The sequence below is a fragment of the Paraburkholderia sp. CNPSo 3274 genome, from assembly GCF_024206475.1.
Taxonomy (GTDB): domain Bacteria; phylum Pseudomonadota; class Gammaproteobacteria; order Burkholderiales; family Burkholderiaceae; genus Paraburkholderia.
This window is the reverse complement of the sequence record NZ_JAMBPR010000001.1, coordinates 235376-260955: the sequence shown is the minus strand read 5'-3', so window position 1 is coordinate 260955 and position 25580 is coordinate 235376. Positions and strand designations below refer to the sequence as shown.

Below are 25580 nucleotides of genomic sequence, written 5' to 3'. Positions count from 1 at the left end.
GTGGCTGCTGCGGGTCGAATCGCAGCCACGAGCGCGGTGCCGCCGCTCAGCCGTCGCTATCTTCCGCGTCATCGCTCGGAAGCACGACTTGAAACACGGTGCCGCGAGAAGTGTTTGCGTCCGCCCACATGCGTCCCCGGTGGCCTTCCACAATCGACCGGCAGATCGACAGCCCCATGCCCATGCCGCCAGACTTCGTGGTGTAGAACGGGTCGAAGATTCGCTCGAGATTCCCGGATGCGATGCCAGGCCCCGAATCCCTCACCGTGACGCGCACGCCGCCCGAATCGTCCGGCGCGGCGCCAATCTGCAATTCGCGCGGCCCGGCACACGTGCCCGTCATCGCTTCTACGGCGTTGAGTGTCAGGTTGAGCATCACCTGTTGCAATTGAACGCAGTCTCCACGGACCGGCGGCAAGTTATCCTCTAATGCGAGTTCTACCGATACGTCGTTTTTCGTCAGATCGTCCCGAATCAGTTCAACGACCTCAACGATGGCTTCGTTGATACGCAGAAGATCTTTGTGTTGGGGGGCCTTCGTGACGAGATCGCGTATCCGGCAGAGAACATCGCCCGCGCGCATGGCATCGGCGACTACTCGATCGAGCGCCTGTTGGGCCTCTTTCAGCTTGGGCGGCTCGGCGCGCAGCCACCGCATGGCGGCCTGCGCGTTGACGGCCGACGCGGCAATCGGCTGCTTGATTTCGTGGGCAATCGAGGCGGTGAGTTGACCGACGGTCGCAAGCCGGTTCGCATGCGCCAGCGACGTCTGCATCTCGCGGTAGCGTTGCTCAGCCTCGCGTGTTTCGGTCTCGGCGCGCTTTCGCTCGGTCAGATCCACGACGAATGCGACGCCCTGATCGGATTGTTCGCCGAAAGCGGCAAAGCCGATCAGAATTGGCACGCGTTGGCCATCCTTGCGGGTGTATTCCTTTTCGAAAGGCTGCACAATCCCGACCGTCTTGAGCTCGATGACGGTGCGTAAGTCGCGCTCGCGCCACTCGGGTGCGCTCAGGTCCGATCGCTTGACCCGGCCCGCGACGATGTCGTCGCGGTCGTAGCCCACCATCCGAAGAAAGGCATCGTTGGCCTCGACAATCTGGCCATCGAATCGCCAAATGAAGATCCCGATGATATTGGCCTCGACGAGGCGCCGGATCTTCGCCTCGCGCTCCGCCAGATCGAGATACAGCCGGGAGTTTTCCAAGGAAATGGCGGCTTGTGATGCCAGCAGTTTCAGCATGGCGATGCGCGCTGAGGTGAATACGTGCGACGCGAGATTGTTTTCGAGGTACAGCACACCGACCAGTTTGGCTCCGTTGATCAGAGGCAGGCAAAGCATCGACCGCGCACGAAACCGGGTGATATACGGGTCGGCAGAGAACAGGTTCTGGACCGATGCGTCGCTGAGGATCACGCTTTCGCGGGTTCGCGCGACGTAATGGACGACCGCTTCCGGCAATGCCGCGCCGGCCGCTGGCTGCGCGATGACGCTGTCGCAGCCAGCGAGGGCTTCGGCCTCGACCCGCAGCCCATTGTCGCCCGGCGTAATCAGAAGACCGCGCCCGGCGCCCGCATACTCGATCGCATGACGCAATAGCGTATCGATCAGACGCTCAGGAACCACCTCGCCAAACACGGCCTGCGAGATCTTGATGACGGCAGTCAGATCCAGATATTCCGCAGGCGCGCCGATCGTGACAGCCGGGCGCGCGTCCGATTCGTCCTCCAGGAGCTGCGGGAATCGCTCATCGAGCTGCCGCACCTTTGCGTCGGCGCCCCAGCGAAGATAGCCGCAACGCGCCTTGCGCATATGCAGACGCGCGATGGCTTCGAACCCGCGCGCTGCGTAGAACCGTGCTGCCAGCTCGCAGGCGAGTGCCTCGTTGTGGACGAACCCGCTCTCGCGAGCCGAGCGGATCGCAAGTTCGTAAAGGCGCATGACTTCTTCGAGGTCCGCTCCTTCCAAACGGGCCATTTCCGCAGCCACCAATGCCCGTCGATTCTCGAAATTTTCCGGGCAATTCTCGGCCCAGACCTGAAGTTTCCGGTAATCGACAGCCATCGCGTCCAGATGCAGCCGCTTATGCTCGCGCGATGATCCGCAATCACAGGCCGCGGCATGCGCAAGGGCATCGAAATAGTGATACTCCGCGATCTCCAGCGATCCTAAATGCTTCGTCAGAACCGGCTGGGCGATCGACGCGGTCTCGAGAGCGATCTCGTAGTCGCCCGCCAGGAAGCGCGCCTGAATCTTCCTGATCCAGTACCAGCATGCCGTCGGCGCCAGCGCGGAAGTGCATGAGAGATTCAGCTCGAACTGGCGTTCGTTGAATTGGTCGTCATCGAACGATCCAAATGTGTGCGTCGATCCGCGCAGCGTTTTGGCAAGCTGAAGCTGTGGCGTGATGAGGTCCGCGGCGAATCCGAACCGCACCGACTGCGCGAATTCGAGGCCGTGTTCGGCCCCACGTTGCACCTCCGCAAGCGGATCGCCTGCAAGCAGAAGGTTGGTGTTCAGGTGGGCACAGCTGAACACGGCGTACGTGCAATCGCCGATCTTGCAGGCCACGTCGAAGGCGCGATGCAGCGGGTCACGGGCCGACCGAACAGGGTTCGTCCATTGCGCGACGACACCGAACGTTTCATACGTTCTCACCTGAAAGCGCTTCATCGCACGCTGTTCGACGAGTTCGTAGCCAAGCCGCGCGAACTGGAAGCCCGCCGGATAGTCGCCGAAGTGGAAGCCGGCTATCAGACCCAGCCGTACGTAAGCGGCGCACGACGCATCGCAATTACCCCACTTGAGGCTAAGGTTGACCGCCCGGCAGACCACCAGAGAATAAAGATTGATGTCCGTAAACAGTGCAGCAGGAAAGAACCGGGTCAGGACTTCGAGAAAGGCGAGGCAAACAGGGTCGCTCATCACCGGCAGGTCGATGAGCTCCTCGATCTTACGGCTGCCGAGCGACGACCAGATCTGCTCGTATTCGGCTTGCACCTGCGCATCCGTTGGATGCGCGGGCCAGTCTACGCCCTCGTGCCGCAAATAATCGAGCCCGACAGCGACGGTGCGTTCACCCTGACCACGCAAGACGTACACATCGGCTTGCAGGCTCGCGACCGTGGCCCGTTCGACAGTATCGGCCGCCCGCGTCGACAATGCCGCAAGGCGATCTTCGGCGGACTGGAGATCACCCGTGAGAATCTCGCATTTGGCGCGATGGATGGCGAGCGAGAAGGCGAGTTCGTGCTGGTCCGACCAGCCGTCGCCCATCAACAGGGCCGCGCCAGCCTTCAGGTAATTGAGCGCAGAGGCGTAGGCCGCCGACACGATGGCATGTTTGCCCGCGAGCAGGTTCAGCTCGGCAACCTGCTGACGCTCTTGCGCCGTAACGATCAACGCAGTCGCACGGTCGAACTGACTGACAATCTCGAAGACTGACTGTTCCCGTTTGACCGGCGGAAGACGGGCCGCCAGCAGCCGCGCGATGCGCAGGTGCATGTCTGCCCGGCTGCTGGCCGGAATCAGCGCATAGGCTGCCTCCAGTATCCGGTCGTGAGCAAACCGGTAAGTGCCTTCCTGGCGGATGACCAACTGTTGGCGGACCGCTTCCCACAGGTTGGCGCTAACCGTTCGCTCCGAGGTTTCGCACACCGTTGCAAGCGTGGCGGGCTCCGCGATGTTGCCGAGGCATGCGAGCAGCTGGAGGGTCTTGCGGGTTCTGGCGGGCAGGCGGCTCAGTTTTTCGACCATGAACTCGGCCACATTGCCGGTATGCCGCCTGGCGTAGAGCTGCCGCAAGCCCCAAGACCAGCGCCCGTTCGCGTGATCGAAGCTGAGCAATCCCTCGTCCACGAGCGCCCCGAGAAACTGGAGCGTGAAGAACGGGTTGCCGCTCGTCTTCCCCTGTAGCAGGCGCGCGAGCGGTGCAGCACGCTCCGGAGTGCAACGCATCGAATCGGCGATCAATTGCTCGACCACGTCAGGCACGAGCGGTTCGAGCCGGATCTCATGCATGGCTGCTCCCGCCTCGCGGATCGCGGCGAGCCTGCCGGCGAGCGGATGATTTGCATCGACCTCGTTGTCACGGTAGGCGCCGATCAACAGGAGATGGGGCAAGTCCGATCGCGTCAGCAGAAAATCAAGCACGTCGAGCGTTGCCGGGTCGAGCCACTGAAGATCGTCCAGGAACAGCACGAGCGGGTGCTCGAGCGTGGCGAAGACGTCGATGAAGCGCCTGAACACGAGCTGAAAGCGGCGTCGTGCGTCTTCGGCGGGAAGTTCGGGGACGCCCGGTTGCTCGCCAGTGATGGCAGCGAGCGCAGGCACCAGATTCGCGATCAAGGCGCCACCTGGGTCCAGCGCTGCGTTCAGCGCGGTGCGCCAGCGGCTCAATTCGGCTTCCCCGCTTACGAGGAGCGGCCGGATCAGGCTCTGCAGTACCTGCGCCAGCGTCGAATTGGGAATGTCCCGTTGGTATTGATCGCACTTCCCGGCGGCAAAGAGGCAACGCGAGGCACCCAGCTCCTTATGCAGTTCCTGAACGAGGGCCGACTTGCCGATGCCCGAGTGGCCAGTGACGAGCACCATCTCCACGTTGCCGCCGCCGCTCACGCGTTCGAAGGCGTGGAGCAATACGTCGAGTTCGCGCGTGCGCCCGTAGAGCTTCTCGGGAATCAACAGCCGGTCGGGGGTGTCGCGCGTGCCGAGCGGGAAATCGTCAATACGTCCCCCGCTTTCCCACTGCGCCAGGCAACAGCGCAAATCGTGCTCGACGCCGAACGCAGTCTGGTACCTGTCTTCGGCGGTCTTCTCGAGCAGTTTCATGACGATCGTCGAGACGGGTCCCGGTACCGTCCGCTCGCGCTCCGCCGGCGGCACCGGCTGACGCGCGATATGGCAGTGCACCCATTCCATTGGATCGGACGCAGTGAACGGCAAGACGCCCGTCAACATCCTGTAGTAGGTCACACCCAATGAGTAAAGGTCGCTGCGCGAATCGACGGAGCGGTTCATTCGCCCGGTTTGCTCCGGAGCCATGTAAGCGAGGGTTCCCTCGATGAACTCCGGGGGGCTGGGCGTTTGCGGCTCGCGTGGCAGCAGCGTCGCGATGCCGAAGCCCGTCAATCGTGCCGCGCCGGCTGCGCAATTCACAACGATATGGGCTGGCTTGAGGTCCTTGTGAACGAGGCCTCGGGCGTGGAGCTTGCCTAAGGCAGCGACGATGGCGATGGCGAGCCGAAGAAAGTCTCGCGCATCGATCGGCGAGGTGAAGCGCTCGAGCGGCTCGCCTCCGGGATCCGCCAGCACGAGCGTCGCGAGGCCGTTTTCGCGCAGCAGCTGGAGCGGCCGCACCGCCGCGGCTTCGTCGAGCTCGTCGGCCAGTGCGTATTCGTGTGCGAGACGATCGACGACGGCCTGACTGGGATGGGCGTCCGCAGGCCGCACCAGCAGCACGGACTCGCGCCTGCCGTCCGCGCTGAGCCGCGATCCCCGATAGAACGCGCACTCGCCATCTTCCCACACGAACTGAATGGGATCGCTCGTATCGATATCAAACGAACTGGATGAAACACTCAATTCGCTTTCTCCCGTGTCAGGTAGTCTGGCCTCGCTGGAATCGGAAGTGTCTACCCAGGCCTCTGCGCCCATCCTGGGTTCGTATGACTATTGTGCCGCGGATAAACCAATACGACCGGCGCGCTTTCGTCAGGCATGGCAGTCATGCCGCAATCGTACTCCCGGCGAAAGCGTTGCTTTTGGGCTTAGTATCTTTATGGCCAATCGCCAGGTTTAAATATCGCATAACTGACTGTTAAGCGCCCACCCATAACGGCAATGCACTTTGCGCGCGGGACTTTAAACGGTGTTAAGCGGATAAAGAATTCATAGTCGCGATGGGACATGGTGCAGCCCGTGCTTTCCTTCGTTTTTTGGGACTGCCCTATACTTAAACATTGCTGTGGCGAGCATTCACTGGATAAGATCCGGGGCGTTGAAGCAAAATTATTCTTTCCGGGCGACGTAAGCTCGAACACCGCAGGACTAACACGTCCGCCGATGTTGGTCGCCTTGGGGTGGCGCAGTATGGCATCCGGTTGGTTGTAGCGGACTCACCAGGCAGCGTTCCCACAATGGAGAAAGAAGATGAGTTCGAGACCGGTTTCGACTTCGATCGCAGGCATAGGCGAGGGCGGACAATCGGTGGTCTATGTCATCGACGACGATGAGTCAATGCGCATCGCGCTGACGAACCTACTGGATTCCTTCGGCCTGCACGTCGAGACCTTTGCCTCACCTCGGGAATTTCTTGCGTTCCCCAAGACCGACATCCCTTCCTGCCTGATTCTCGATGTGAGATTGCGTGGCGAGAGCGGCCTTGCCTTCCAGCAGGAAGGCGCCAGGACCGACCTGCGCATGCCGGTTCTGTTCATGACCGGGTACGGCGATGTACCAATGTCGGTCAGAGCAATGAAAGCCGGGGCACTGGATTTTTTCACCAAGCCGTTTCGCGAGCAGGACATGCTGGATGCCGTTGTCCAGGCACTGGCGCGCGACCATGAACGGCTCATCGCGGAGCAATCTCTGGCGGCGCTTCGCATGGCTTACGAATTACTTTCGTTGCGCGAGCGGGAGGTCATGGGTTACGTCATAGCCGGTTTGCTGAACAAGCAGATCGCCTCCGAGATGGACGTCAGGGAAGTGACGGTGAAGATCCATAGGGCGCAGGTCATGAAAAAGATGGCGGCGCGCTCCGTAGCGGAACTTGTCAGAATGGCGGCGGCCTTGGGGGTCGAGCCAGAAGCCTGACCGACTACCTCTTCGCCCCGGGGTACGTTCTACATGGTAGATCTCTCTGCTTATCAGCTGACGACGCTGCGGACCGGCGAGTACACGCTGAGCCGCGGCACTCGCGATGGGCTGAACCCCATTCTGCTCGTCACGCCGGTTGCGTCCGGGCGGCCAGCGCTGGTCAAACGGCTCGAGCATGAATATTCGCTCGAGCCCGAGCTGGACTCCGACTGGGCGGCGAGACCGATCGGGCTGATGACCTCCGAAGGCCGTACCACGCTTGTGCTCGAGGACCCGGGCGGCGAGCCGCTTGATCGACTCATCGGTCATCCGCTGGACATCGCGAGCTTTCTGCGCGTCGGCATCGCGGTTGCCCAGGCGCTTCACCGCATGCATGAGCGAGGGCTGATGCACCTCGACATCAAGCCCGCGAATGTCGTCGTGGACATGGTTCGCGGCCACGCATGGCTGACCGGGTTTGGCATCGCTTCGCGGCTTCCGCGTGAGCATCGGCTGCCCGACCCGCCCGAAATCATCGTTGGCACGCTCGCTTACATGGCGCCTGAGCAGACGGGCCGGATGAACCGCTCGATCGATTCGCGCAGCGATCTCTACGCGTTGGGCGTCACACTTTACGAAATCCTGACCGGTGCGCCGCCATTCGTCACGATGGATCCGATTGAACTGATCCATTGCCACGTCGCGCGCCAGCCCATTTCACCCAGCGATAGTCCGACTGGAGCGCCGCTGCAGATTTCGACTGTGTTGATGAAGCTTCTGGCAAAGACCGCCGAAGAGCGCTACCAAACGGCCGCCGGGGTCGAGGCCGACCTTAGAAAGTGCCTCGCAGCGTGGCAGGCGACTGGCCGGATCGAAACGTTCGTTTCCGGTCAGCATGACACCTCCGCGCGGTTCATCATCCCCGAGAAACTCTATGGGCGAGAGCGCGAAACCACCATGCTGCTTTCGGCGTTCGACCGCGTCGCTCAGGGCGATGGCCCCAGTCTCGTGCTCGTTACAGGCTATTCCGGCGTGGGTAAATCGTCGGTCGTCAACGAACTCAACAAGGCCATCGTGCTGTCCCGGGGGATTTTCCTCTCGGGAAAGTTCGATATGCGGTTGAGCGGCATTCCGTATGCGACGTTCGCTCAGGCTTTTGATGGACTCATTCGACAGATACTGAATGGCAGCGAGGAGGAGATTCGCCGCTGGCGAGAAGCAGTCCAGGAAGCGGCGGGCAATCTTGCCGGCCTGCTGACCGATCTGATCCCGGCGCTCGGCCAGTTGCTCGGCACGCAGCCGGGTGTACCGGCGCTTTCGCCACTTGACGCGCAGATGCGCTTCCAGACCGTGTTCCAGCGGTTCGTGGGGGTGTTCGCGCGGCGTGGGCATCCACTCGTCGTATTCATGGATGACCTTCAATGGCTCGATCCCGCGACGCTGAAGCTCATCGAATACCTGATTACCGGGCGCGAGACTCCGTACCTGTTGCTGATTTGCGCATATCGCGACAACGAGGTTGGGCCCGCCCATCCGCTGATGTCGACGCTGGAGGCAATCAAGCAGAAGGGAGTGTGGATCGACAGGATCGTGCTCAGCCCATTGCGGGTCACGGACGTGAGTCAATTGCTGTGCGACGCCATGCGCTGCGACGCGGTGGGCGTTCGCCCGCTTGCCGAACTCGTGCATGAGCGCACAGGGGGCAATCCTTTTTTCGTCGGCCAATTTATCACGAGCCTCGTCGAGGAAGGGTTGCTGGTATTCGACACGCGCTCGCGATGCTGGACATGGAACCTCGACGATATCGCCGGCAAGGGTTTTACCGACAACGTTGCGGATCTGATGATCGGCAGGTTGCGGCGCCTGCCGGGTGCCGCGCAGAAAGCCTTGAAGCTATTCTCCTGTCTCGGCAGCCAGGCCGATTACGCCATGCTGTCCATCGTCGACAGCGAGGCTGCGGACGGCAGGTGTGCGGTATCGGACATAGCAGACATGGCGGACGTTCAGCCGGAGATGCATGCGGGTTTTCAGGCCGCACTGCGCGCCGGCGCGATTATTTTTCAGCACGGAAAATACCGATTCACGCATGACCGAATCCAGGAGGCGGCTTACGCGCTCATTCCGGCATGGCGCCGCCCGCCGCTGCATCTTCGGATAGGCCGCCTCCTCGCACAGGGGATGTCGGAGGAGAAAGTCTCGGAGAAGGTCTTCGATATCGTCAACCAGTTCAACCTTGGGTTGTCGCTCGTTTCGGACGAGGCCGAGCGGCAATATATCGCCGGCCTCAACCTGCGGGCCGCGAGAAAGGCAAAGACGTCGTCGGCCTACGCCGCCGCCTGCGGTTATCTCGCATCCGCGACGGACCTGTTGACCCAGCAAGGTTGGCGCGAATGCTACGCGCTTACGTGGAGCGTGTGGCTCGAGCGCGCCGAATGCGAAATCCTGAATGCCAATTTCGAAGAGGCGGAAAGGCTGATCGAGGCATTGCTGGTGAATGGCCACTCGAGAGTCGAGCGCACTGAGGCTTACCGATTGCGGATGGTGCTCCAACTCCTGCATGGACAGAATTCGTTGGCCGTGCACACAGCGATGGAATGTCTGCGCATGTTCGATGTGAACCTGCCCGAACATCCGACACTGGAGCAGATGCAACAGGAATTTGACGAAGTACGCCGCCTGCTTGACGGCCGCCCGATCGCAAACCTCATCGACCTGGCCTTGACGGATGACGATGAGGCGAAAGCCGTCATGAGTGTCCTCGGCACAGGCTGCCTCTCCGCCTATCTGGTCGAAGGCAATCTCAGCCTGGTGATGGCGTGCCGGATAGTCAATCTCACGTTGCAGCATGGAGCCTGCCAGTCTTCCACCATTGGTTATGGCGGCCTGGCGGTTTTCCTTGGCCCGGTGTTTCATGCCTTTGCGGAAGGCGACGCATTTGCGAGCCTCGCCGTCGAACTGGCCTCCAGACATGGATTCGACACGAGCAAGGCCGCTGCGAGCTTCCTGATGCAAATGGCCGTGGTCTGGACACGCCCGATCGATCTGGCGCTCGAATGCGTCGAAGCGGCAAGCCGGTCGGCTCAGCAGACAGGTGAAATCGTCTACGCGTGCTATAGCGCCGAGCATCGCCTGACGGACCGGATGACGCGAGGCGACCACCTCGATGAAATCTGGCACGAATCGGTCGTGACGCTGGACTTCGAGCGCAAATCCGGCTTTCGCCATGTGATTCAGGTGATCCTCGGCATTCAGGCTTTCGTGCGGAGCCTGCGTGGCGCGCCGGCCAATTCGCCGCTCCTCGACGACTCAGCACTCGAGGCGGGGGTGCACGCAGTCGGCGTTCCCATCGTCATCTGCTTCTACTGGATTCTCCAGTTGCAGCGGCATTATCTGCTCGGCAACGCCGAGGCCGCGCTCAAGTGCGCCGCGATGGCAGAGCCGCTTCTGTGGGCCGCTCGCTGCCACGTGCAGTCGGCGGACTACCGTTTCTACCACGCCCTCGCTCTCGCCGCCGTCCTGCCGACGGCAGCGCCGGCCGCGCGCGCCCGGCAGCGCGACACCGCAGAGGGGCACCTGGACACGCTGCACCGCTGGGCGCAGAGCTGTCCGTCGACGTTTTCGCACAAGTACGCGCTCGTGGCGGCTGAACTGGCGCGCGTCGATGGGAAAGCCACGGTTGCCATGTCGCTCTATGAGCGGGCGATCCACTCGGCTGCCGAGCATGGCTTCCGTCAGGACGAGGCGCTTGCACGGGAGCTGGCGGGCGATTTCTTCGCGGCTTGCGGTCTGCAACGGGTTGCGCAACTGTATTGGCGGGACGCCCGCGATGCGTGGATCCGGTGGGGCGCCCTGGCCAAGGCCGCCCAGTTCGAAGAGAGGCATCCCGAATTGGGCGAGCGTACGCTGCCCGCCTTGCTGCCGACAATCGAAGCTTCGATCGAGCAGATCGATCTTGGCACCGTCGTCAGGATGTCCCAGGCCATCGCGAGCGAGATCGTCAGCGAAAAACTGATCGAAACACTGATGGTGCTGGCCGTCGAGCACGCCGGAGCCGACTACGGGCTGCTGGTTTTCCCCCGGGAGGGCAAACTTCGGGTCGAAGCCGAGGCGAGTGTCGATCGCGGGGCCGTGCGGGTGCACATCGTGCGGACACCGGTCACCTCGGCGAAGGCGCCGGTATCGATCCTCGATCAGGTCGCACGCGGCAAGCATCGCGCGATTCTCGACGACGCGCGAGCGCACGGCGCCCGGGCTGCCGACGCGTACTTCGATCACAAACCCGTGCGCTCCCTCCTGTGCCTGCCACTGATCAAGCAGGCAGAGCTGATTGGCATGCTGTACCTCGAGAACAGTCTCGCCTCGCATGCTTTTCCGCCCGCGCGGATCACGGTGCTGGAACTCCTTGCGTCGCAGGCGGCGATCTCGCTGGAAAACGCGCGCCTCTATGCCGAGCTGGTTCACGAAAACGCGGATCGGCGCGATGCCGAAGAGGCGCTCCGAGCGAGCGAGGCGTCGCTGAACGAGGCGCAGAAGATAAGCCACACCGGCAGCTGGCGGTGGCGGCCCGATACCGGTGAGGTTTCTTCTTCGGAAGAGCTGCGGCGCATCTTCGGGTTCGATACGACGGCGCAGGCGTCGTATAAGTCGTTCATGGGACGCATCCGGCCTGAAGAACGAACGTCGTTCGAGCGGGTGCTAGCAAGCGCCGTGCGCGAAAGACGACGGTTCCGGCACGAGCATCGCATCGAACTCCCGGGCGGAGCCATCCGGTATCTACAGGTGGTGGGGCAGCCCGATATCACGGCATCTGGGGCACTGGAGTTCATCGGCACCGTAATGGACATTACGGAGCGCAAGCGTGCGGAGGAGGCGCTCAGAGATGCACAAACGGAACTCTCGCGTATCGCCCGCCTGACAACCATGGGCCAACTGGTCGCTTCGATTGCCCACGAAATCAATCAGCCGCTCGGTGCGATCTCCGCCAACGGCACTGCATGCATGAACTGGCTCAACCGCGAGAATCCCGATCTCGACAGCATGCGTGGCGCGATGGCTCGCATCGTTCACGATGCACATCGCGCGAGCGACGTGATCCGCGGACTGCGCGCGCTCGTATCGAAGTCGGGGCCGCAATTGACGAAGGTCGACATCAACCACGCCATCGAGGACGTGTTGGCGCTGACCCGAGTGGAATTGCAGGAGCAGGGCGTGGCGCTTCACATCGAGCTTGCGCCGGACACCGGTTTCGTATTTGGCGACCCCGTGCAACTGCAGCAGGTTCTGCTCAACCTGATCATGAACGGGATCGAGGCGATGGCCGCCACCGCCCACGACCCGAAAGCGCTCACGATCACGTCACAGGCTGCGGAAATGGGCGGTATTCGCGTTGCCGTGCAAGACACCGGCCCAGGGCTCGATCCGGCGACGTCCGACCGGCTGTTCGAGCCATTCTTTACGACGAAGCTCGTCGGTATGGGCATGGGACTATCGATTTGCAAGTCGATCGTCGAGGCCCATGGCGGACATTTGTGGGCGAGACCGAACGCGCCGCATGGCGCAGTCTTTCAGTTCGTGCTGCCGAACTGTGCCCCTTAGGGTCCGTTCTCGTTCATAACGGGCTAGTGCCAGCGCTTCGGCGGTCATTGCGAAGGGCCGTACGACCGTTCAATTGCCCCTTCCTGATTGCCCATTCGCGGCCGTTCGGCTTCGGCGGGACTTGATTGTCGAAATGCACAAAGACTCTCGTTGAAATCTCCAGTGTTTTGCGGTCCTGACATTGCTAGATTGAATTAAATCCTGTGTGAATACCCAGACTGGGCGCCAGCATGGCGTGCGCGAGAGGGGGCTCGCGTTCGTACTCGTCACGCATTGCGCGTCTGACTACTATAAGGAACGTCTCAGTGACGAAGCAAATCAACCGTGTTGCCGTGATCGGCACGGGAGTGATCGGCTCGAGTTGGACCGCATGGTTTCTTGCGCAAGGACTCGACGTCGTCGCGTTCGACCAGGGACCGGACGCCGAGCAGCGATTAAAGCAATATGTCGACGCAGCGTGGCCGGCGCTCGAAGCGCTTGGCCTCGCTCCTCGAGCGTCGCGCGCTCGGCTCACGTTCACGCGCGATTTGCCTGCCGCCGCGGCGGATGTTGACCTCGTCCAGGAGAATGGCCCCGAGCGGCTGGACCTGAAGCGCGCCATGTACGAACGGCTGGACACGCTCCTTCCACCGGAGGTCCCCATCGCTTCGAGCTCTTCCGGCCTCACGATGAGCAACATCCAGGCGGGCTGCAAGTCATATCCACAACGCTGCGTGATTGGGCATCCGTTCAATCTGCCGCATCTCATTCCTCTCGTCGAGATCGTTGCGGGCGAGGAGACGTCGGAGGAGACCGTCAACAAGGTCACGGGCTTCTATACGTCGCTCGGCAAGCGCACCATCCGTGTTCGCAAGGAGATTCCCGGTCATGTGGCGAACCGGCTGCAGGCAGCGTTGTGGCGGGAGATGGTCCATCTCGTGTCGGAGGGCGTAGTGAGCGTGGCCGATGCGGACACGGCGGTGTGTCACGGCCCCGGACTGCGATGGGGCTTGATGGGGCCGACCATGCTGTTTCATCTCGGCGGTGGGAAAGGCGGTATCGAGAATTTTCTCGATCAGTTCACCGGACCGATGACCGCGTGGTGGAAAGCATTGGGGTCGCCCGAACTCACGCCGAACATGCAGCAGGCGATTATCGACGGTGCGCGGCGCGAGGCAGCGGGCCAGTCTGTGGGCGACCTCGCGGCGCAGTGCGAGCGTATGCTGCTTGACCTGCTGAAGCTGCGCCAGAGTGCGGGCTCGGGGGCAAGCATCTCATGAAGCGAAAACGCCTGCATGCGCGTGCCTGATAAGCGCTGGTTGGTCTGTCCAGTTCGTGTTTTGCACTGGCACCCGGCTTATACCAAAGGATGAGTCGGGCAAACAGCGAGTCAGGACCACCGACCCGTTCGTACAATAGATTTCTTCGCATGGCCGGGCTACCTTGCAATCGTGGACGGTGCAGTTTCGCGGCTCGCTTTCGATGCCCCACACACTGGCGCCGGTTCGAGGACGAAGGTGCGATGCGAAGAGGCGGGAAATGTTCAGGCAAGCCGAAAATGATTTGGGACCCTTATTCCAGGCGACTTCGGGGCAGGCCGTGCACGGTCGCGTCCTGCGGCCTGCAGGTCACGCCCTCACAATCGTGACGCTGTCGATCTGCTGGTGGTCGCTGGTGGAGACGGTGCTGGACTTCGTCACGGGAAATGGCTGCACCGCTTTTGCGGCCGCCATTGCCGCCAATCTTATCGTGGTCACCGTCGGACTCGCCGTGGTCATGAATGTCCGCTTTGCTCGCGAAATTTTCGCGTTTCTCTGCGGCGTCAGCATTCTGGCACTCGGCTCCGGGATTCCGCTTGCGTTCAGCGATTCGATGTGGATTCCACTGATCTCGCTGATCGACTGCGGGAGCAAGCTCGCTTTTCTGGTTTTCGCCTGTGCATTGCGCCACGAGGATGGCTGGCGGTCCACGTCGCACTGACAGGTCAGGGGCGTTGGGAATGAGACGTATCGAGCGAATCGTATGGGCGGTGCTTGTGCTGGCAGTGTGCTGGGTTCTGGACATGTCGGCGCACGAGCGGCACCGTGGTTTCTACGAACGGTTGTTCAGCGAGCAGTGTGACGCCCGCGACTATGTCGTCGAGATATATCGCACTGCCTGGCAACCGGGCGATGTGCAGGCAGTGGGCGACGAAGACGTGTCGATCCGGCTGCCACTCGCGCGCGAGAGAGACGATGACGCGTGTGATCCCCAGCAAGACGTCGCGGAAACGTCCGTAACGAAAGGGGCGCAATGAGGACATTGGATATCGTGGCGCGTAACCGCCCGGGACAAAAGCCGGTTCGCTCGCGTCGCGGAGGCTGCAAAGCGCAACGTGAATGTGAGCGGGATCGATAACTTTGGAGTGACACGTGCCACTCACCACGGGCGGACTTCCGAAGCGCACAATTGGCGCAGCCGTGATGGCAACGGTATCCATTTCAGGGTGCGCAAACTACTCGCCCTCGCTCAACGTGCTCGGGGCGTACTTTCCCGACTGGCTGTTTTGCATCGTCGCGGGCGTTGTGCTGACGATCGTCATCTATCTGATGCTGAAGCGCTTCGAGGCGGACCACCTGCTCGCGCCTCCTGCCGTGACGTATCCCATGCTGGTCGCGTTCCTGTCGCTCGCCGTCTGGTTGATGTTGTTCCAATATTGAATCTGCTTCAGGTGAGGGCATGGCGACAAGTGCGAGCAAGACCAGGAAGAGGGCATGGCCGGCGGTTCTCCTCGTCGTGGCGACGCTGTTGCTGCTCATTTTCGTGATCCGGTTGCTGGACCGCTCGCCGCGCACCGACGATGCCTATGTCTATGCGGATACGATCGACGTCGTGCCCGAGGTCAACGGCCGCATCATCGAGCTGGCGGTACGCGACAACCAGGCGGTCAAGCAGGGCGACTTGCTGTTTCGCATCGATCCGCGTCCGTACGAGGATGCGCTCGCGCGAGGCAAGGCATCGCTCGTCGCGCTCGATCGTCAGATCGAGCTGACCCAGCGCACGGTCAACGCGCAGCAGTACAACGCACAGTCGGTGCGTGCCGCTGTCGAGCGCTCCCGGGCCGCGGCGAACCAGGCGTCCGACACCTTGCACAGGATGGAGCCGCTGCTCTCGCACGGCTATGTGTCGGCAGAAGATGTCGACCGCGCACGCACCGAGCAGCGCGCTACCGAGGCCGAACTCAGCGCCGCGCAGCTACAGGCCCAGCAGGCGGCAGCGGCCGTGAGCGGGGTGGACGCGCTGGTCGCGCAGCGCGCCGTCATCATGGCCGAGATCGCGATTGCCGAACTGAACCTCGAATATGCGACCGTGCGCGCGCCGTTCGACGGACGCGTGGTCTCGCTGAAGACATCGACGGGGCAGTTCGCTTCCACGCTCAAACCGGTCTTTACCTTGATCGACACGCGCCATTGGTATGTGGTCGCGAACTTTCGCGAGACCGAACTCAAGGATGTACGCGCAGGCACGCCTGCCAGCGTCTACCTGATGAGCGACACGGGGCAGCGCTTTCACGGCGTGGTCGACTCGATCGGCTACGGCATCGCTTCAGAAGAAGCCGGCCTTGCCCTGCCGGGCGGGTTGCCGCACATCCAGCGCACGCTGAACTGGGTGCACGTGTCGCAGCGCTTTCCGGTGAAGATCCTCGTCGGCAATCCGAACCCGGACCTGTTTCGCGTCGGCACGTCAGCCGTGGCCGTGTTGCAGCCTGGGCGCAGTCATACCGGCCAAGGCCGTTGAGGAGCACCGATGGCCGCCGCCGACTACCTGCCCGCCACGCTGCGCGATGCCGGTGCGTTCCTGAAGCAGGAGCTGGCGTCGTTCCCCGGGCGGCTCAACGTAACGCTGCGCTGCATGCTGACGAGCGCGATCGTGATCGTCGTGTCGATGGCGCTCGAAGTGCCCGAACTGGCGTTGTCGCTGCTGGTGGTGTTTTACGTCACGCAGTCGAACGTGGTGTTCACGCGGCTCGTCGGCATGATGTTCATCCTCGGATCGACGCTCGGCATCGGGCTGTCGATCCTGCTGCTGAAGTTCACGTTCGACTATCCATTGGTGCGTATCGTCATCGCGAGTCTGGTGTTCTTTTGCAGCGCGTATCTGATTCGCGTGCTGAAAATCGGCGTGGTGTTCTTTATTGTCGCCATCATCGTCATCTATGTGCAGAGCTTCGTCGACCGGACCGACCAGGCCGACTTGCTGATCCGCTCAGTATTGTGGGTGTGGGTGGCGGTCAACTATCCGATCGCGCTGACGCTACTGGTCAATACGCTGCTGTTGCCCGCGGAACCGCAGTTGCAGCTCAGGGCTGAGCTTCATCGGCAACTCGCGGCGCTCGATGCCCGGCTCATGCCGCTGATCGAGGGCGCCACGAGCCACGCACGCATCACCCCCGCGTCCGTCCAGCAGGGCGCGCTGACGCTGCAGAAGCTGCTGCGATTCGCGACGATGCGCGACGCCCACTATCGCGAGCATCAGGCTGCGCAGCTTGCATGCATCGCGACGGTGTCACGTCTTTATCGCGCGGCGAGCGAGTTACCGACCGAGTGGCGGGGCGCCTCGGCGGCCCAGCTGAAGATGCTGCGCGAACTGCAGGCGAACGTTCGCGCACTCGACGAATCGGTGGCGCTGGGCGAACCGTATCGCTACGTGAGCGTTGTCACCGCTGTGGAACGCAACGCCGCCGACACGATTCCCGCGGCTGCGGAATTGCAGCGGGCGCTGCATGCCTATGCCGACCTCTTCGCGAGCGGCGCGGCGCCGGGCCCTTCCGGTGCGGGCGAACCGATGGTCGCGCCCGACGCCTGGACCAACCCGGCCTATGCGCGCTTCTCACTAAAGACGCTGCTCGCGGTGTTGATCTGTTATGTGTTCTACAACGCCGCAGACTGGCAGGGCGCACACACGATCATGCTGACCTGCGTGATCGTCGCGCTGCCAAGCCTCGGCGCCTCGGCACAGCGTGCGTTGCTGCGGCTGGCCGGGGCCGCCATCGGCAGTGGGCTCGCGCTATTCATGGTCGTGTTCGTCGTTCCGCGCCTCGACGACATCACCGGTCTGCTGCTGATGACGCTGCCCGTCATCGCGTTCGGGGCATGGATTGCAGCCGGCTCGGAGCGGATCGGCTACGCGGGGGTCCAACTGGTGTTCACGTTTTCGCTGGCATTGCTCGCACGCTTCGGGCCAGTCATCAATCTCACTGAAATCCGCGACCGGATGCTGGGCATCCTGCTGGGCGTTGGCGTGGCGACCTTCGTGCAGATGTCGTTCTGGCGCGAGGGCGAGGGCGATCTGCTGCGGCAGAAGCTCGCCGCCATGCTGCGGGCGATCACAGTTCAATTGCGCCCATCGCAAACGGGCGTGACGGGGCACGACGAGTTGCCTTATGCGCAGCGCCAGTTGCAGGCGTGGGCCGTGCTGGCCGATTGCGAGGCGACGCTCTCCCGTGTCGCACTCGAACCGGACTGGCGGGAAACCGACCAGGCGCAACTGACGCTGCGCGCGCAAACCGTTCTCGCACAGGGGCGCGAGATCATGCTGGCGGGCGATACGCTGCGTAACACGCTGGCGGCGCAGGGCGGAACGTCTGACGCGCGGACGGTCGACGCCGTGCGTTCGGCCCAGGAACAGGCATCAGCCGAGCTTGCCCGCTATGCGGAAGCGCTCGCGGCGAATCCACCCGCAGCCCGCGCACCGCGACGCAACGAGATCGCTGCGCAAGCCGGCGAACCGGCGCTCGGGTCCCGCGGACCGCTCATCGAGGCCGCGGACGACCTGTCGCGGCAGGTCGCGGGGTTGCCGGAATGGTCCGCTGACGCCGGCCTCCCTGAGCCCGCCGCGGCGCCATCGTCACAGGCCCTGCGATCATGATTGCGCGAGCGGTTCGGCGAGGCGTGCCGTGGCATCGAAGCTGCCTGTGCATCGCGTGGATGGCGTCCGTGCTGCCGGGCTGCGCGCTGATCCGTCATGACAGCCCGCCTTACACCGAGATCGCCCCCGCGCAGATCAATCTCGCAAACGATATCCATCTCGCGCGCGACGGCTGGCCTGCCGCCCGTTGGTGGACGCGATACGGCGACGAACAGCTCGACGCGCTAATCGACCAGGCGCTCGCCAATGCCCCGACGATGGTGATCGCGCGAACTCGCGTGGCGCAGGCAAAGTCCGACGTGGATCTCGTCAGGACGGGATCGAGCCTGCAGGTCAGCGCGCTTGCCTTACTCGATCGCGAGCATGTTTCGGCCAACGGTTTTCTTGGGCCGTTCGCGCAGAACGAGCCCGCGTTGGGTCTCACGGGCCCGTGGTACACCGAGGGCGTCGTCGGACTGGGCGCGAGCCTGAACGTCGACATCTGGGGCAAGCAGCGCGCGCAGATTGCCGCTTCGATTGGCGTGACGAACGCGAGGCTCGCGGAGACGTCGGCGGTCGAGCTCGAAATTTCGGCCGATGTCGCGCAGATTTATTTTGGTATCCAGACGAATTACCAGCTTGTCGATCTGTTGAGCCAGTCACGCGACATCGCGCAGTTTGCGGTGCAGGCACACGAGGCGCGCGCGGCGCGCGGCCTCGAGCCCCGCACGCGGTTCGAAGAGGCCCGCGCGCAGCAGTTGGCCATCGAACGGCAGATCGTATCCACGCAGGCGCAGATCAAGCAGTTTCGGGAATCGCTGCGGGCGCTGGCGGGCGCGGGACCCGACGGCTTGCCGGAGATCAGGCCCGTGGCACTGCCGGCCTCGCAGGCCGCGTTGCCGGCGACGCTTTCCTATGAGCTTCTCGCCCGGCGCCCCGATTTACAGGCGATGCGGTGGTATGTGCAGTCGTCCTTCGATCGAATCGACTCGGCGAAGGCCGCTTTCTATCCGAGTTTCGACATCAAGGCATTTCTCGGCTACAACGCCCTGCATCTTGCCGATCTCTTCACGCACGCAAGCCGGCAGATCAACCTGGTTCCGGGACTGTACCTGCCGATCTTCGATGGCGGCACGCTCAATGCGAATTTGAGCGGCGCGCGCGAGGGGAGCAACTTGCTGATCGAGCAGTACAACCAGGCCGTGCTCAATGCGGTTCGCGACGTCGCGCAGACGGGCAGCCGCTTACAGGCACTCGACGCCGAAACCGAATTGCAAAAGCAGCGCATCGAATCGGTGACGTTCACGAGAGACAGTGTCGAAGCGTCCTGGCAGCGAGGGCTGACCAGCCAGCTCGCGGCGCTCGAAGCGCGCCAGCCGGTGATTGGCGAGGAGGTTGCACTGCTCGCGCTGAACGGGCAGATGCTGAGTCAGGAAGTCGCGCTGACGAAGGCGCTCGGCGGCGGCTATCGCGCCGAAGCGCCCGTCGAACTGAAGCCTCGTTGAAGCCAGGCTTCAGTGCAATGCGCCCCGAGGAAAAAGAGCCCGGGGCGCCAAACATCAAACGATCAGTGAGAGGCGGACAACTGGCCCGGCCCATCAGCACTTGGCTGGCGACCTGTTCTCCGGCAGGTGCTGGTGCAGCTTCGGTGCGATTGCGCTGCCCCCGTGTGTCTCGAGGTACTTGCACGCATTGACGATGTCACGCGCGAGCATCTGGGCCACATTGTGATTGATGTGCGGCCGGACCACCACACGCAGGCTCTTGACCTCCTCGGCGTTGGGCGGCATCGAATACGCGGAAAGCACCCAGCCCTTTTCACGGACCTTGTTCGATACATCGAATTCGTTGAACTTCGTGACGCTCTTGTCGAGCGTGACGGCCACCACAGGAATGCGCTGCTGCTCGTTCATGATGTTGAAATAGCCGCTGTCGACGAGTGTCTGACGCAAGGCAATGGCGTTGTCCAACGTTTGGCGCATGATTCGCTGATATCCGTCGAAACCCAGGCGCAGGAACTGATAGTACTGAACGGCGATCTGAAAGGCGTTGCGGCTGAAGTTCAGCGTGGCTGTCGGCATTTCGCCGCCCAGGTAGTTGACGTAGAACACGAGGTCTTCATTGAACACACTCCGTTCGCGGAAGATCACCCAACCCAGTCCCGGGGGCGTGAGCCCGTACTTGTGCCCCGATGCGTTGATCGACTGGACGCGCGGCAGCCGGAAGTCCCAGCGGTAGTCGGGATACAGGAACGGATTGACGAAGCCTCCGGACGCGCCGTCGATGTGCATGGGAATCGAAATGCCTGTCCTTTGTTCATAAGCGTCGAGCCAGTCGTGAATCCCCTGGATGTCGTCGTCCTCGCCGGTGAAGGTCTGTCCGGCAATGGCGACGACGGCGATCGTATTTTCGTCTACGTACTTCTCCAGTTCGTCCGCCGTTAGCCGATAGTTACCTGGCTTGAGCGGAACGATCCGCGGTTCCACGTCGAAATAGCGCAGGAACTTCTTCCAGACAATCTGGACGTTGCCTCCCGTCACCATATTGGGGCGTGTGGCGTCTTTGCCATCCCGTTCCCGCGTCTGGCGCCAGTTCCACTTGTGGGCGAGACCGGCGAGCATGCATGCTTCCGATGAACCGACCGTCGCGGTGCCGTAAGGTTCGACGCCATCGGGTCCATTCCAGAGTTGGTGCAGCCATCTCACCATCCGGGTTTCCATGGCGAAAAGCTGCGGATACATATCGTGGTCGATATAGTTCTTGAACATGTTTCGCCTGGCGATCTCGACGGCCTCAGGCTCGGCAAAGGTCGTGACGAACGATGACATGTTCAGCATCGGGTTCGTGTCTGTCCATTCCTGACTCAGGACGAGTGCTTCTGCTGCCCGCGCAGCGATGCCGTGTTGGGGGAACTCGTTTTCCGGCACGTCGATATTGAACTCTTCATACGACGACACTGCAGCAATTGGCGTAGCCATTGACTATCTCCTGGGGTTGAACATGCCTTCGGCAAAATGGGTTTGCCGGGTGATGCAAGCTGGGACGGCGTGACACGACACGCCGCGCTTCATTCAATGAGTGAGGGGCAGCGAGCGCTACTTGAGTATCATGATGACGACCATGCCCCAGATCGTCAGCAGGGTATTGCCGACCGCGTACGTGACGGTGTAGCCAAGCCCTGGAACCTGGCTTTTCGCGGCGTCGCAAATCATCCCCAAGGCCGCCGTTGTCGTACGGGCTCCGGCACAGCAACCCAGCACGATTGCGGGATGGAACCTGAACACGTACTTCGCGATCAGCATGCCTAGAATCAGCGGGACCGCGGTCGCGAAGATGCCCCACAAAAAGAGGCTCACGCCCAGTTGCTTCAGGCCGAGGACGAAACCGGGCCCAGCCGTAATTCCCACCACGGCAATGAACACATTCAGTCCTACTGAGTTCATGAACCAGATCGTCGGTTCGGGCACACGTCCGAATGTCGGGTGGATGGCGCGCAGCCAACCGAACACGATGCCGGCGATCAACGCGCCGCCCGCCGTGGAGAGTGTCAACGGAACGGCTCCGATATTGATAGTGATCGCGCCAACGAGCGCACCGATCGTGATCGCCAGCCCGACGAAGGCAACATCCGCCGCATTGGTCGCCCGGTCGAGCGTGCCCAGTGCCTTGGCGGCTGCAGTCGTGTCCTGGGTTCGGCCGACGAGTGTGATCGTGTCGCCGCGGTGAAGCTGCGTGCTCGGAAGCACGGGGATTGGCGTTTCGGTTGGGCCGCGCTTGATCTTGCGAATGAAGACGCCGCGCGCCGCGGGAAGCGTGGACAACTGCTGGAGCGTCTGGCCGTCGACGTCCTTTGCGGAGACATAGACATCGACTCCCTCGGCGGGAACCGCGAGGAGTTCGGCGTCGTCGATCTCGGCCCCGTTCGTGCCCAGTGTGGACACGAGCTGGTCGCGGCGCCCGGCGACGGCCACGACGTCGCCCGTTGTCAGGACATAGTCGAGCCTGGCTTCCTCGATTGCGCTGCCGCGTCGGATGCGTTCGATGAACAGCCGCACGCCCTCGGCCTCCAGCGCTTCGACTTGGCGGACGGTCAGACCGACGAAAGGACTCTCGCCCGAAATGCGAAATGCGCGCAGTTCGTATTGGTGCCACGCGCTGCCCGCGGTAATGAGCTGCTGTGTGCCGCCGAGGCTGGCTTCGTATTCCTTGCACGCCTTGACGAGATCGATGCGCAGGAGCTTCGGGCCGAGTTGGGCGAGGATGATGGCGGAGCCGACCGTGCCGAATATATAGCTGACGGCATAGGCGGTCGGCATTGCGTCGAGCAACGCCTTCGTTTGCGAGGCGGGCAGTCCGAGTCGGCCGATTGCGTCCGTCGCGAGGCCCATTGACGCCGAAATGGTCTGGGAGCCCGCGAGAAGACCGGCAGCGGAGCCGACGCCATAACCCGCGATTTTAGCGGCGGCAATGGGGGCGGCAAGACACAGGACGCACTGGACAACCGAGAAGAGCGCCTGAGGAATGCCGTCCTTGGCGATGCCTCTGACGAACTGCGGGCCGACTCCGTAACCGACGGCGAACAGGAACATCAGAAAGAATATCGACTTGACGTTAGCGGAGATGGGAATTCCCAGCTGCCCGATAGCGATGGCCGCAAGCAGTGTCGAGGTGACGGCGCCGAGACTGAAGCCCCGATAGCTCTTTCCCCCCACCCAATATCCGATCCCCAGCGACATAAAGATCGCGATCTCAGGATGGCTGCGCAGTGTTAATACCAGCCAGTTCATTTTGTGATCCTCCGTAACATGTACTTCAAGAAGTCAATGAAAAGAAAACAACGTTGCATTCCTAAATAAAAGATCAAGAACATGTCTGCGCTCACTTCGATTGCGGCGGCTCCATGGGGACGTCATGAGTGCCGCTTCCCGCATCAGATGCCACGTGAGGATCGTGGGCGCCTCGCGATTACATTGGCAGTTCGCGAGGAGGCAGTGCCTTCGAACGCTGGCGTGGGGAATCGCGGGCGCGCGTTGGGCGCGTATGAGGTGGATGCTCTTCGCGAACCGAAAGAATGAATTCGCCGCTCAGACCGTACTCACGCGCGATCGATAACAGCCTGTCCGCCCACTCCCAGACGCCGTAGATGTCGTGAACGTTTTGCAGACAGATCAGCAGTGCGACCGTGCGTTTGTCGTAAATATTGATCCCGGCATGCAACAATGCCTTGCACAATGCGGCGACGCCGCCGTCCATGTAACGGGGCCAGTCGATGCCGGACCCGGGCAGGTAGCGTACCGGAACGCCCTCCATCGCGGATCGGTAGTCGGACGGCCGGATGAAGCTGCCAACAGGACACCCGCCGCATGGACCGCGGTACGCAGCGCCTCCGTTTGCGAGAACCCCGGTGCGGCGTTGCGAAAGCAGGTGATTGACGGAGCGGTCAAAGATTTCCTGATCGCTCAAAAATCGGATGGCGCGCATGGCTGACCTACTGAACACAGATCACGCTTAGATCGACGGTTCTGCGATAGACGCTCCGGTTGAGCCACGGGACGAACGTGTACTCGACATACGCGTTGCTGCCCACGAAAATCCATGTATGTAGCGTGATGAACATATTGGACTCCTAATGGTGACCGGATATCATGGGTCATCGAATGCGCGGCGGTGGAAGCTGGATTGCTTGCCGTCGATGACACCAAAGGTACGCGTGCAAGGCGAGAAAAACCATCGTACGAACGGGTGGCGTGGTTCTTCATTCGCGTGAGCGGTTCATACAGGGGTATGCCTGGTTCGTCCGCACCGGGGTGCTGCAAGAGTGCCGGCGGGAGCGGGGCGTCGCAGGTCGTCAGGGAGCGCGGAGTCTTTCGACGAAGAGAGTGACTGCGTGCCACTCACGTTGGCTATACGAAGATATAGTCGTCTCAGACTAACGCCCTAATCCGGCAATCACTTGCACGTTTGTCGCCGGGCAGGCGCTGCGGTATTGTTTATTCGTCGCTATTCGTGGGGCGTCATTCGGTTCGCCTGTGCAAGCTTTTAAAAAGCTGGTTAAGCCACGAGGCTCGATTTGGCCGCATTGAGAATGGGGCCTGACCGATCGGCCCAGAGGACCGCACGAAAGACCTGAAACAAGGAGAAGCCGTTGAGTTCAGGATCTGGCTTGACTTCGACAAAAGGCGCGTCCGATGGTCCGCCGTCGATGGTGTACGTGATCGACGATGATGAAGCGGTACGAATCGCACTCAAGGCACTCTTGCGCTCTGCGGGATTGCATGTGGAGACTTTCTCAGCCTGCCGAGAGTTTCTCGCGTTTCCGAAGCAGTGCGTGCCGAGTTGCCTGATTCTCGATGTCAGGCTGCAGGGTGAAACGGGTCTTGCATTTCAGAAGGAGCTTGCGAAAAGCGAAATCCGGATGCCGATAGTGTTCATGACCGGATACGCCGACGTTGCGATGTCAGTCAGAGCCATGAAGGCCGGTGCGTTCGATTTTCTCGCCAAGCCGTTTCGGGACCAGGAGATTCTCGATGCCGTGACCGACGCCCTGGCGCGCGACGGCGAGCGCGTGCAGGCCGAACAGGCGCTTGCCGCGCTGCGCGCTTCCTATGCTTCGTTGACCGTACGCGAACAGGAGGTCGTTCGTTATGTCATCTCGGGCCTGATGAACAAGCAGATTGCCGCGCAGATGAAACTAAGCGAAGTCACCGTGAAGATTCACCGAGGGCACGCGATGAGAAAACTGGCTGCGCACTCCGTTCCGGATCTCGTCAGAAAGGCGGAAGCACTTGGCCTCAAGCCACAAGTGGACGGACCCTCCTGATCGCGTTGCCGTGTTCAGGACGTTCCGGCGCCATCGTGCTGGGCAGGACGCACCGTTCGGGGGTTACGGATTGCCCTGCGGCGGCGGCTGCCTCATCGCGAGGCTGAGCCAGCGCACCACGTCATCGGCGGCAACGGGCTTTTCGAGCAGGACCAGTGCGCCGTTCTCGATGACTTCGGCGTGCAGGTCAGGCGTTGGAAAGGCGGTGATGAAAATGGTGGGTGGTGCATTCCCCTGGCCACGAAGCCGGGTATGCAGCGCGACGCCGGACATGCCGGGCATTCGTACGTCGGAAATCAGGCAGGAGGTGTCTTCGACGTGTCCGGATTCGAGGAACGCTTCGGCAGATGCAAAGGTGCGTACGTTCCAGCCCAACGAACGCACAAGGTTCGCAGTCGCGATACGGACTGCCTCATCGTCGTCAACGATCGTAACAACCTCAGACGTATCCACGAGAAAGACCCCGATCGTCGAAAAAGGGAAAGGTGGGCGGATGATATCGGC

The 25580-nt window shown here is 62.0% G+C and carries 15 protein-coding genes and 1 pseudogene; 10 read left to right on the top strand and 6 right to left on the bottom strand.

All coding sequences use genetic code 11. The features are described 5' to 3' along the window. Positions 1–46: 46 nt before the first annotated feature. Entirely contained in the window at positions 47–5656 is a 5610-nt protein-coding gene (locus tag M3I54_RS01015; RefSeq protein WP_254332280.1) for a trifunctional serine/threonine-protein kinase/ATP-binding protein/sensor histidine kinase, read from the bottom strand. A 495-nt stretch (positions 5657–6151) separates the two neighbouring features. On the opposite strand from M3I54_RS01015, the gene M3I54_RS01010 reads away from it, so the two are divergent. The 9 genes from M3I54_RS01010 (at position 6152) to M3I54_RS00970 (ending at position 19761) form a co-directional block, all read left to right on the top strand. Then, positions 6152–6814: a response regulator transcription factor gene (locus M3I54_RS01010; protein WP_254332279.1), complete on the top strand. Its 663-nt coding sequence runs from the start codon at positions 6152–6154 to the stop codon at positions 6812–6814. Between the two features lie 33 nt (positions 6815–6847). Further along, positions 6848–12391 (top strand): AAA family ATPase, encoded by a 5544-nt coding sequence (locus M3I54_RS01005; protein WP_254332278.1) that lies wholly within the window; start codon positions 6848–6850, stop codon positions 12389–12391. A 305-nt stretch (positions 12392–12696) separates the two neighbouring features. After that, positions 12697–13650: a 3-hydroxyacyl-CoA dehydrogenase NAD-binding domain-containing protein gene (locus tag M3I54_RS01000; protein ID WP_254332277.1), complete on the top strand. Its 954-nt coding sequence runs from the start codon at positions 12697–12699 to the stop codon at positions 13648–13650. A gap of 259 nt (positions 13651–13909) precedes the next feature. Further along, positions 13910–14350 carry a hypothetical protein gene (locus tag M3I54_RS00995; RefSeq protein ID WP_254332276.1) on the top strand — a complete coding sequence of 147 codons (441 nt, stop codon included), beginning with the start codon at positions 13910–13912 and terminating at the stop codon, positions 14348–14350. 19 nt (positions 14351–14369) lie between these two features. Continuing rightward, positions 14370–14666: a hypothetical protein gene (locus M3I54_RS00990; RefSeq protein ID WP_254332275.1), complete on the top strand. Its 297-nt coding sequence runs from the start codon at positions 14370–14372 to the stop codon at positions 14664–14666. Between the two features lie 115 nt (positions 14667–14781). After that, entirely contained in the window at positions 14782–15069 is a 288-nt protein-coding gene (locus tag M3I54_RS00985) for a YtcA family lipoprotein (RefSeq protein WP_254332274.1), read from the top strand. Positions 15070–15088: 19 nt separating this feature from the next. Beyond that, a complete protein-coding gene (gene mdtN, locus M3I54_RS00980) occupies positions 15089–16147 on the top strand; it encodes a multidrug transporter subunit MdtN (RefSeq protein WP_254332272.1) in 1059 nt (352 codons plus the stop codon). A 9-nt stretch (positions 16148–16156) separates the two neighbouring features. Next, positions 16157–18277: an FUSC family protein gene (locus M3I54_RS00975; RefSeq protein WP_254332270.1), complete on the top strand. Its 2121-nt coding sequence runs from the start codon at positions 16157–16159 to the stop codon at positions 18275–18277. Positions 18278–18336: 59 nt separating this feature from the next. Next, complete coding sequence (locus M3I54_RS00970) at positions 18337–19761, top strand: MdtP family multidrug efflux transporter outer membrane subunit (protein ID WP_254332268.1); 1425 nt, start codon at positions 18337–18339, stop codon at positions 19759–19761. Positions 19762–19854: 93 nt separating this feature from the next. Here M3I54_RS00970 and M3I54_RS00965 read toward each other — a convergent pair whose 3' ends face one another. The 4 genes and pseudogenes from M3I54_RS00965 to M3I54_RS44735 all read right to left on the bottom strand — a co-directional run bounded on the left by M3I54_RS00965 (position 19855) and on the right by M3I54_RS44735 (position 23873). After that, on the bottom strand, positions 19855–21234 hold the full coding sequence (locus M3I54_RS00965) for a glutamate decarboxylase (protein WP_254332266.1): 1380 nt from the start codon (positions 21232–21234) through the stop codon (positions 19855–19857). 117 nt (positions 21235–21351) lie between these two features. Then, positions 21352–23043: an aspartate-alanine antiporter gene (aspT, locus tag M3I54_RS00960; protein WP_254332264.1), complete on the bottom strand. Its 1692-nt coding sequence runs from the start codon at positions 23041–23043 to the stop codon at positions 21352–21354. A gap of 289 nt (positions 23044–23332) precedes the next feature. Further along, positions 23333–23737 (bottom strand): annotated as a pseudogene (locus M3I54_RS00955) (hypothetical protein); the annotation flags it as partial. Between the two features lie 7 nt (positions 23738–23744). Next, positions 23745–23873 carry a hypothetical protein gene (locus tag M3I54_RS44735; protein ID WP_302058777.1) on the bottom strand — a complete coding sequence of 43 codons (129 nt, stop codon included), beginning with the start codon at positions 23871–23873 and terminating at the stop codon, positions 23745–23747. Positions 23874–24458: 585 nt separating this feature from the next. Here M3I54_RS44735 and M3I54_RS00950 point away from each other — a divergent pair. After that, positions 24459–25076, top strand: coding sequence for a response regulator transcription factor (locus M3I54_RS00950; protein WP_254332262.1), 618 nt, complete (start codon positions 24459–24461; stop codon positions 25074–25076). Between the two features lie 63 nt (positions 25077–25139). On the opposite strand, the gene M3I54_RS00945 is transcribed toward M3I54_RS00950, so the two are convergent. Then, positions 25140–25529: a response regulator transcription factor gene (locus M3I54_RS00945; protein WP_254332260.1), complete on the bottom strand. Its 390-nt coding sequence runs from the start codon at positions 25527–25529 to the stop codon at positions 25140–25142. Positions 25530–25580: the final 51 nt, after the last annotated feature.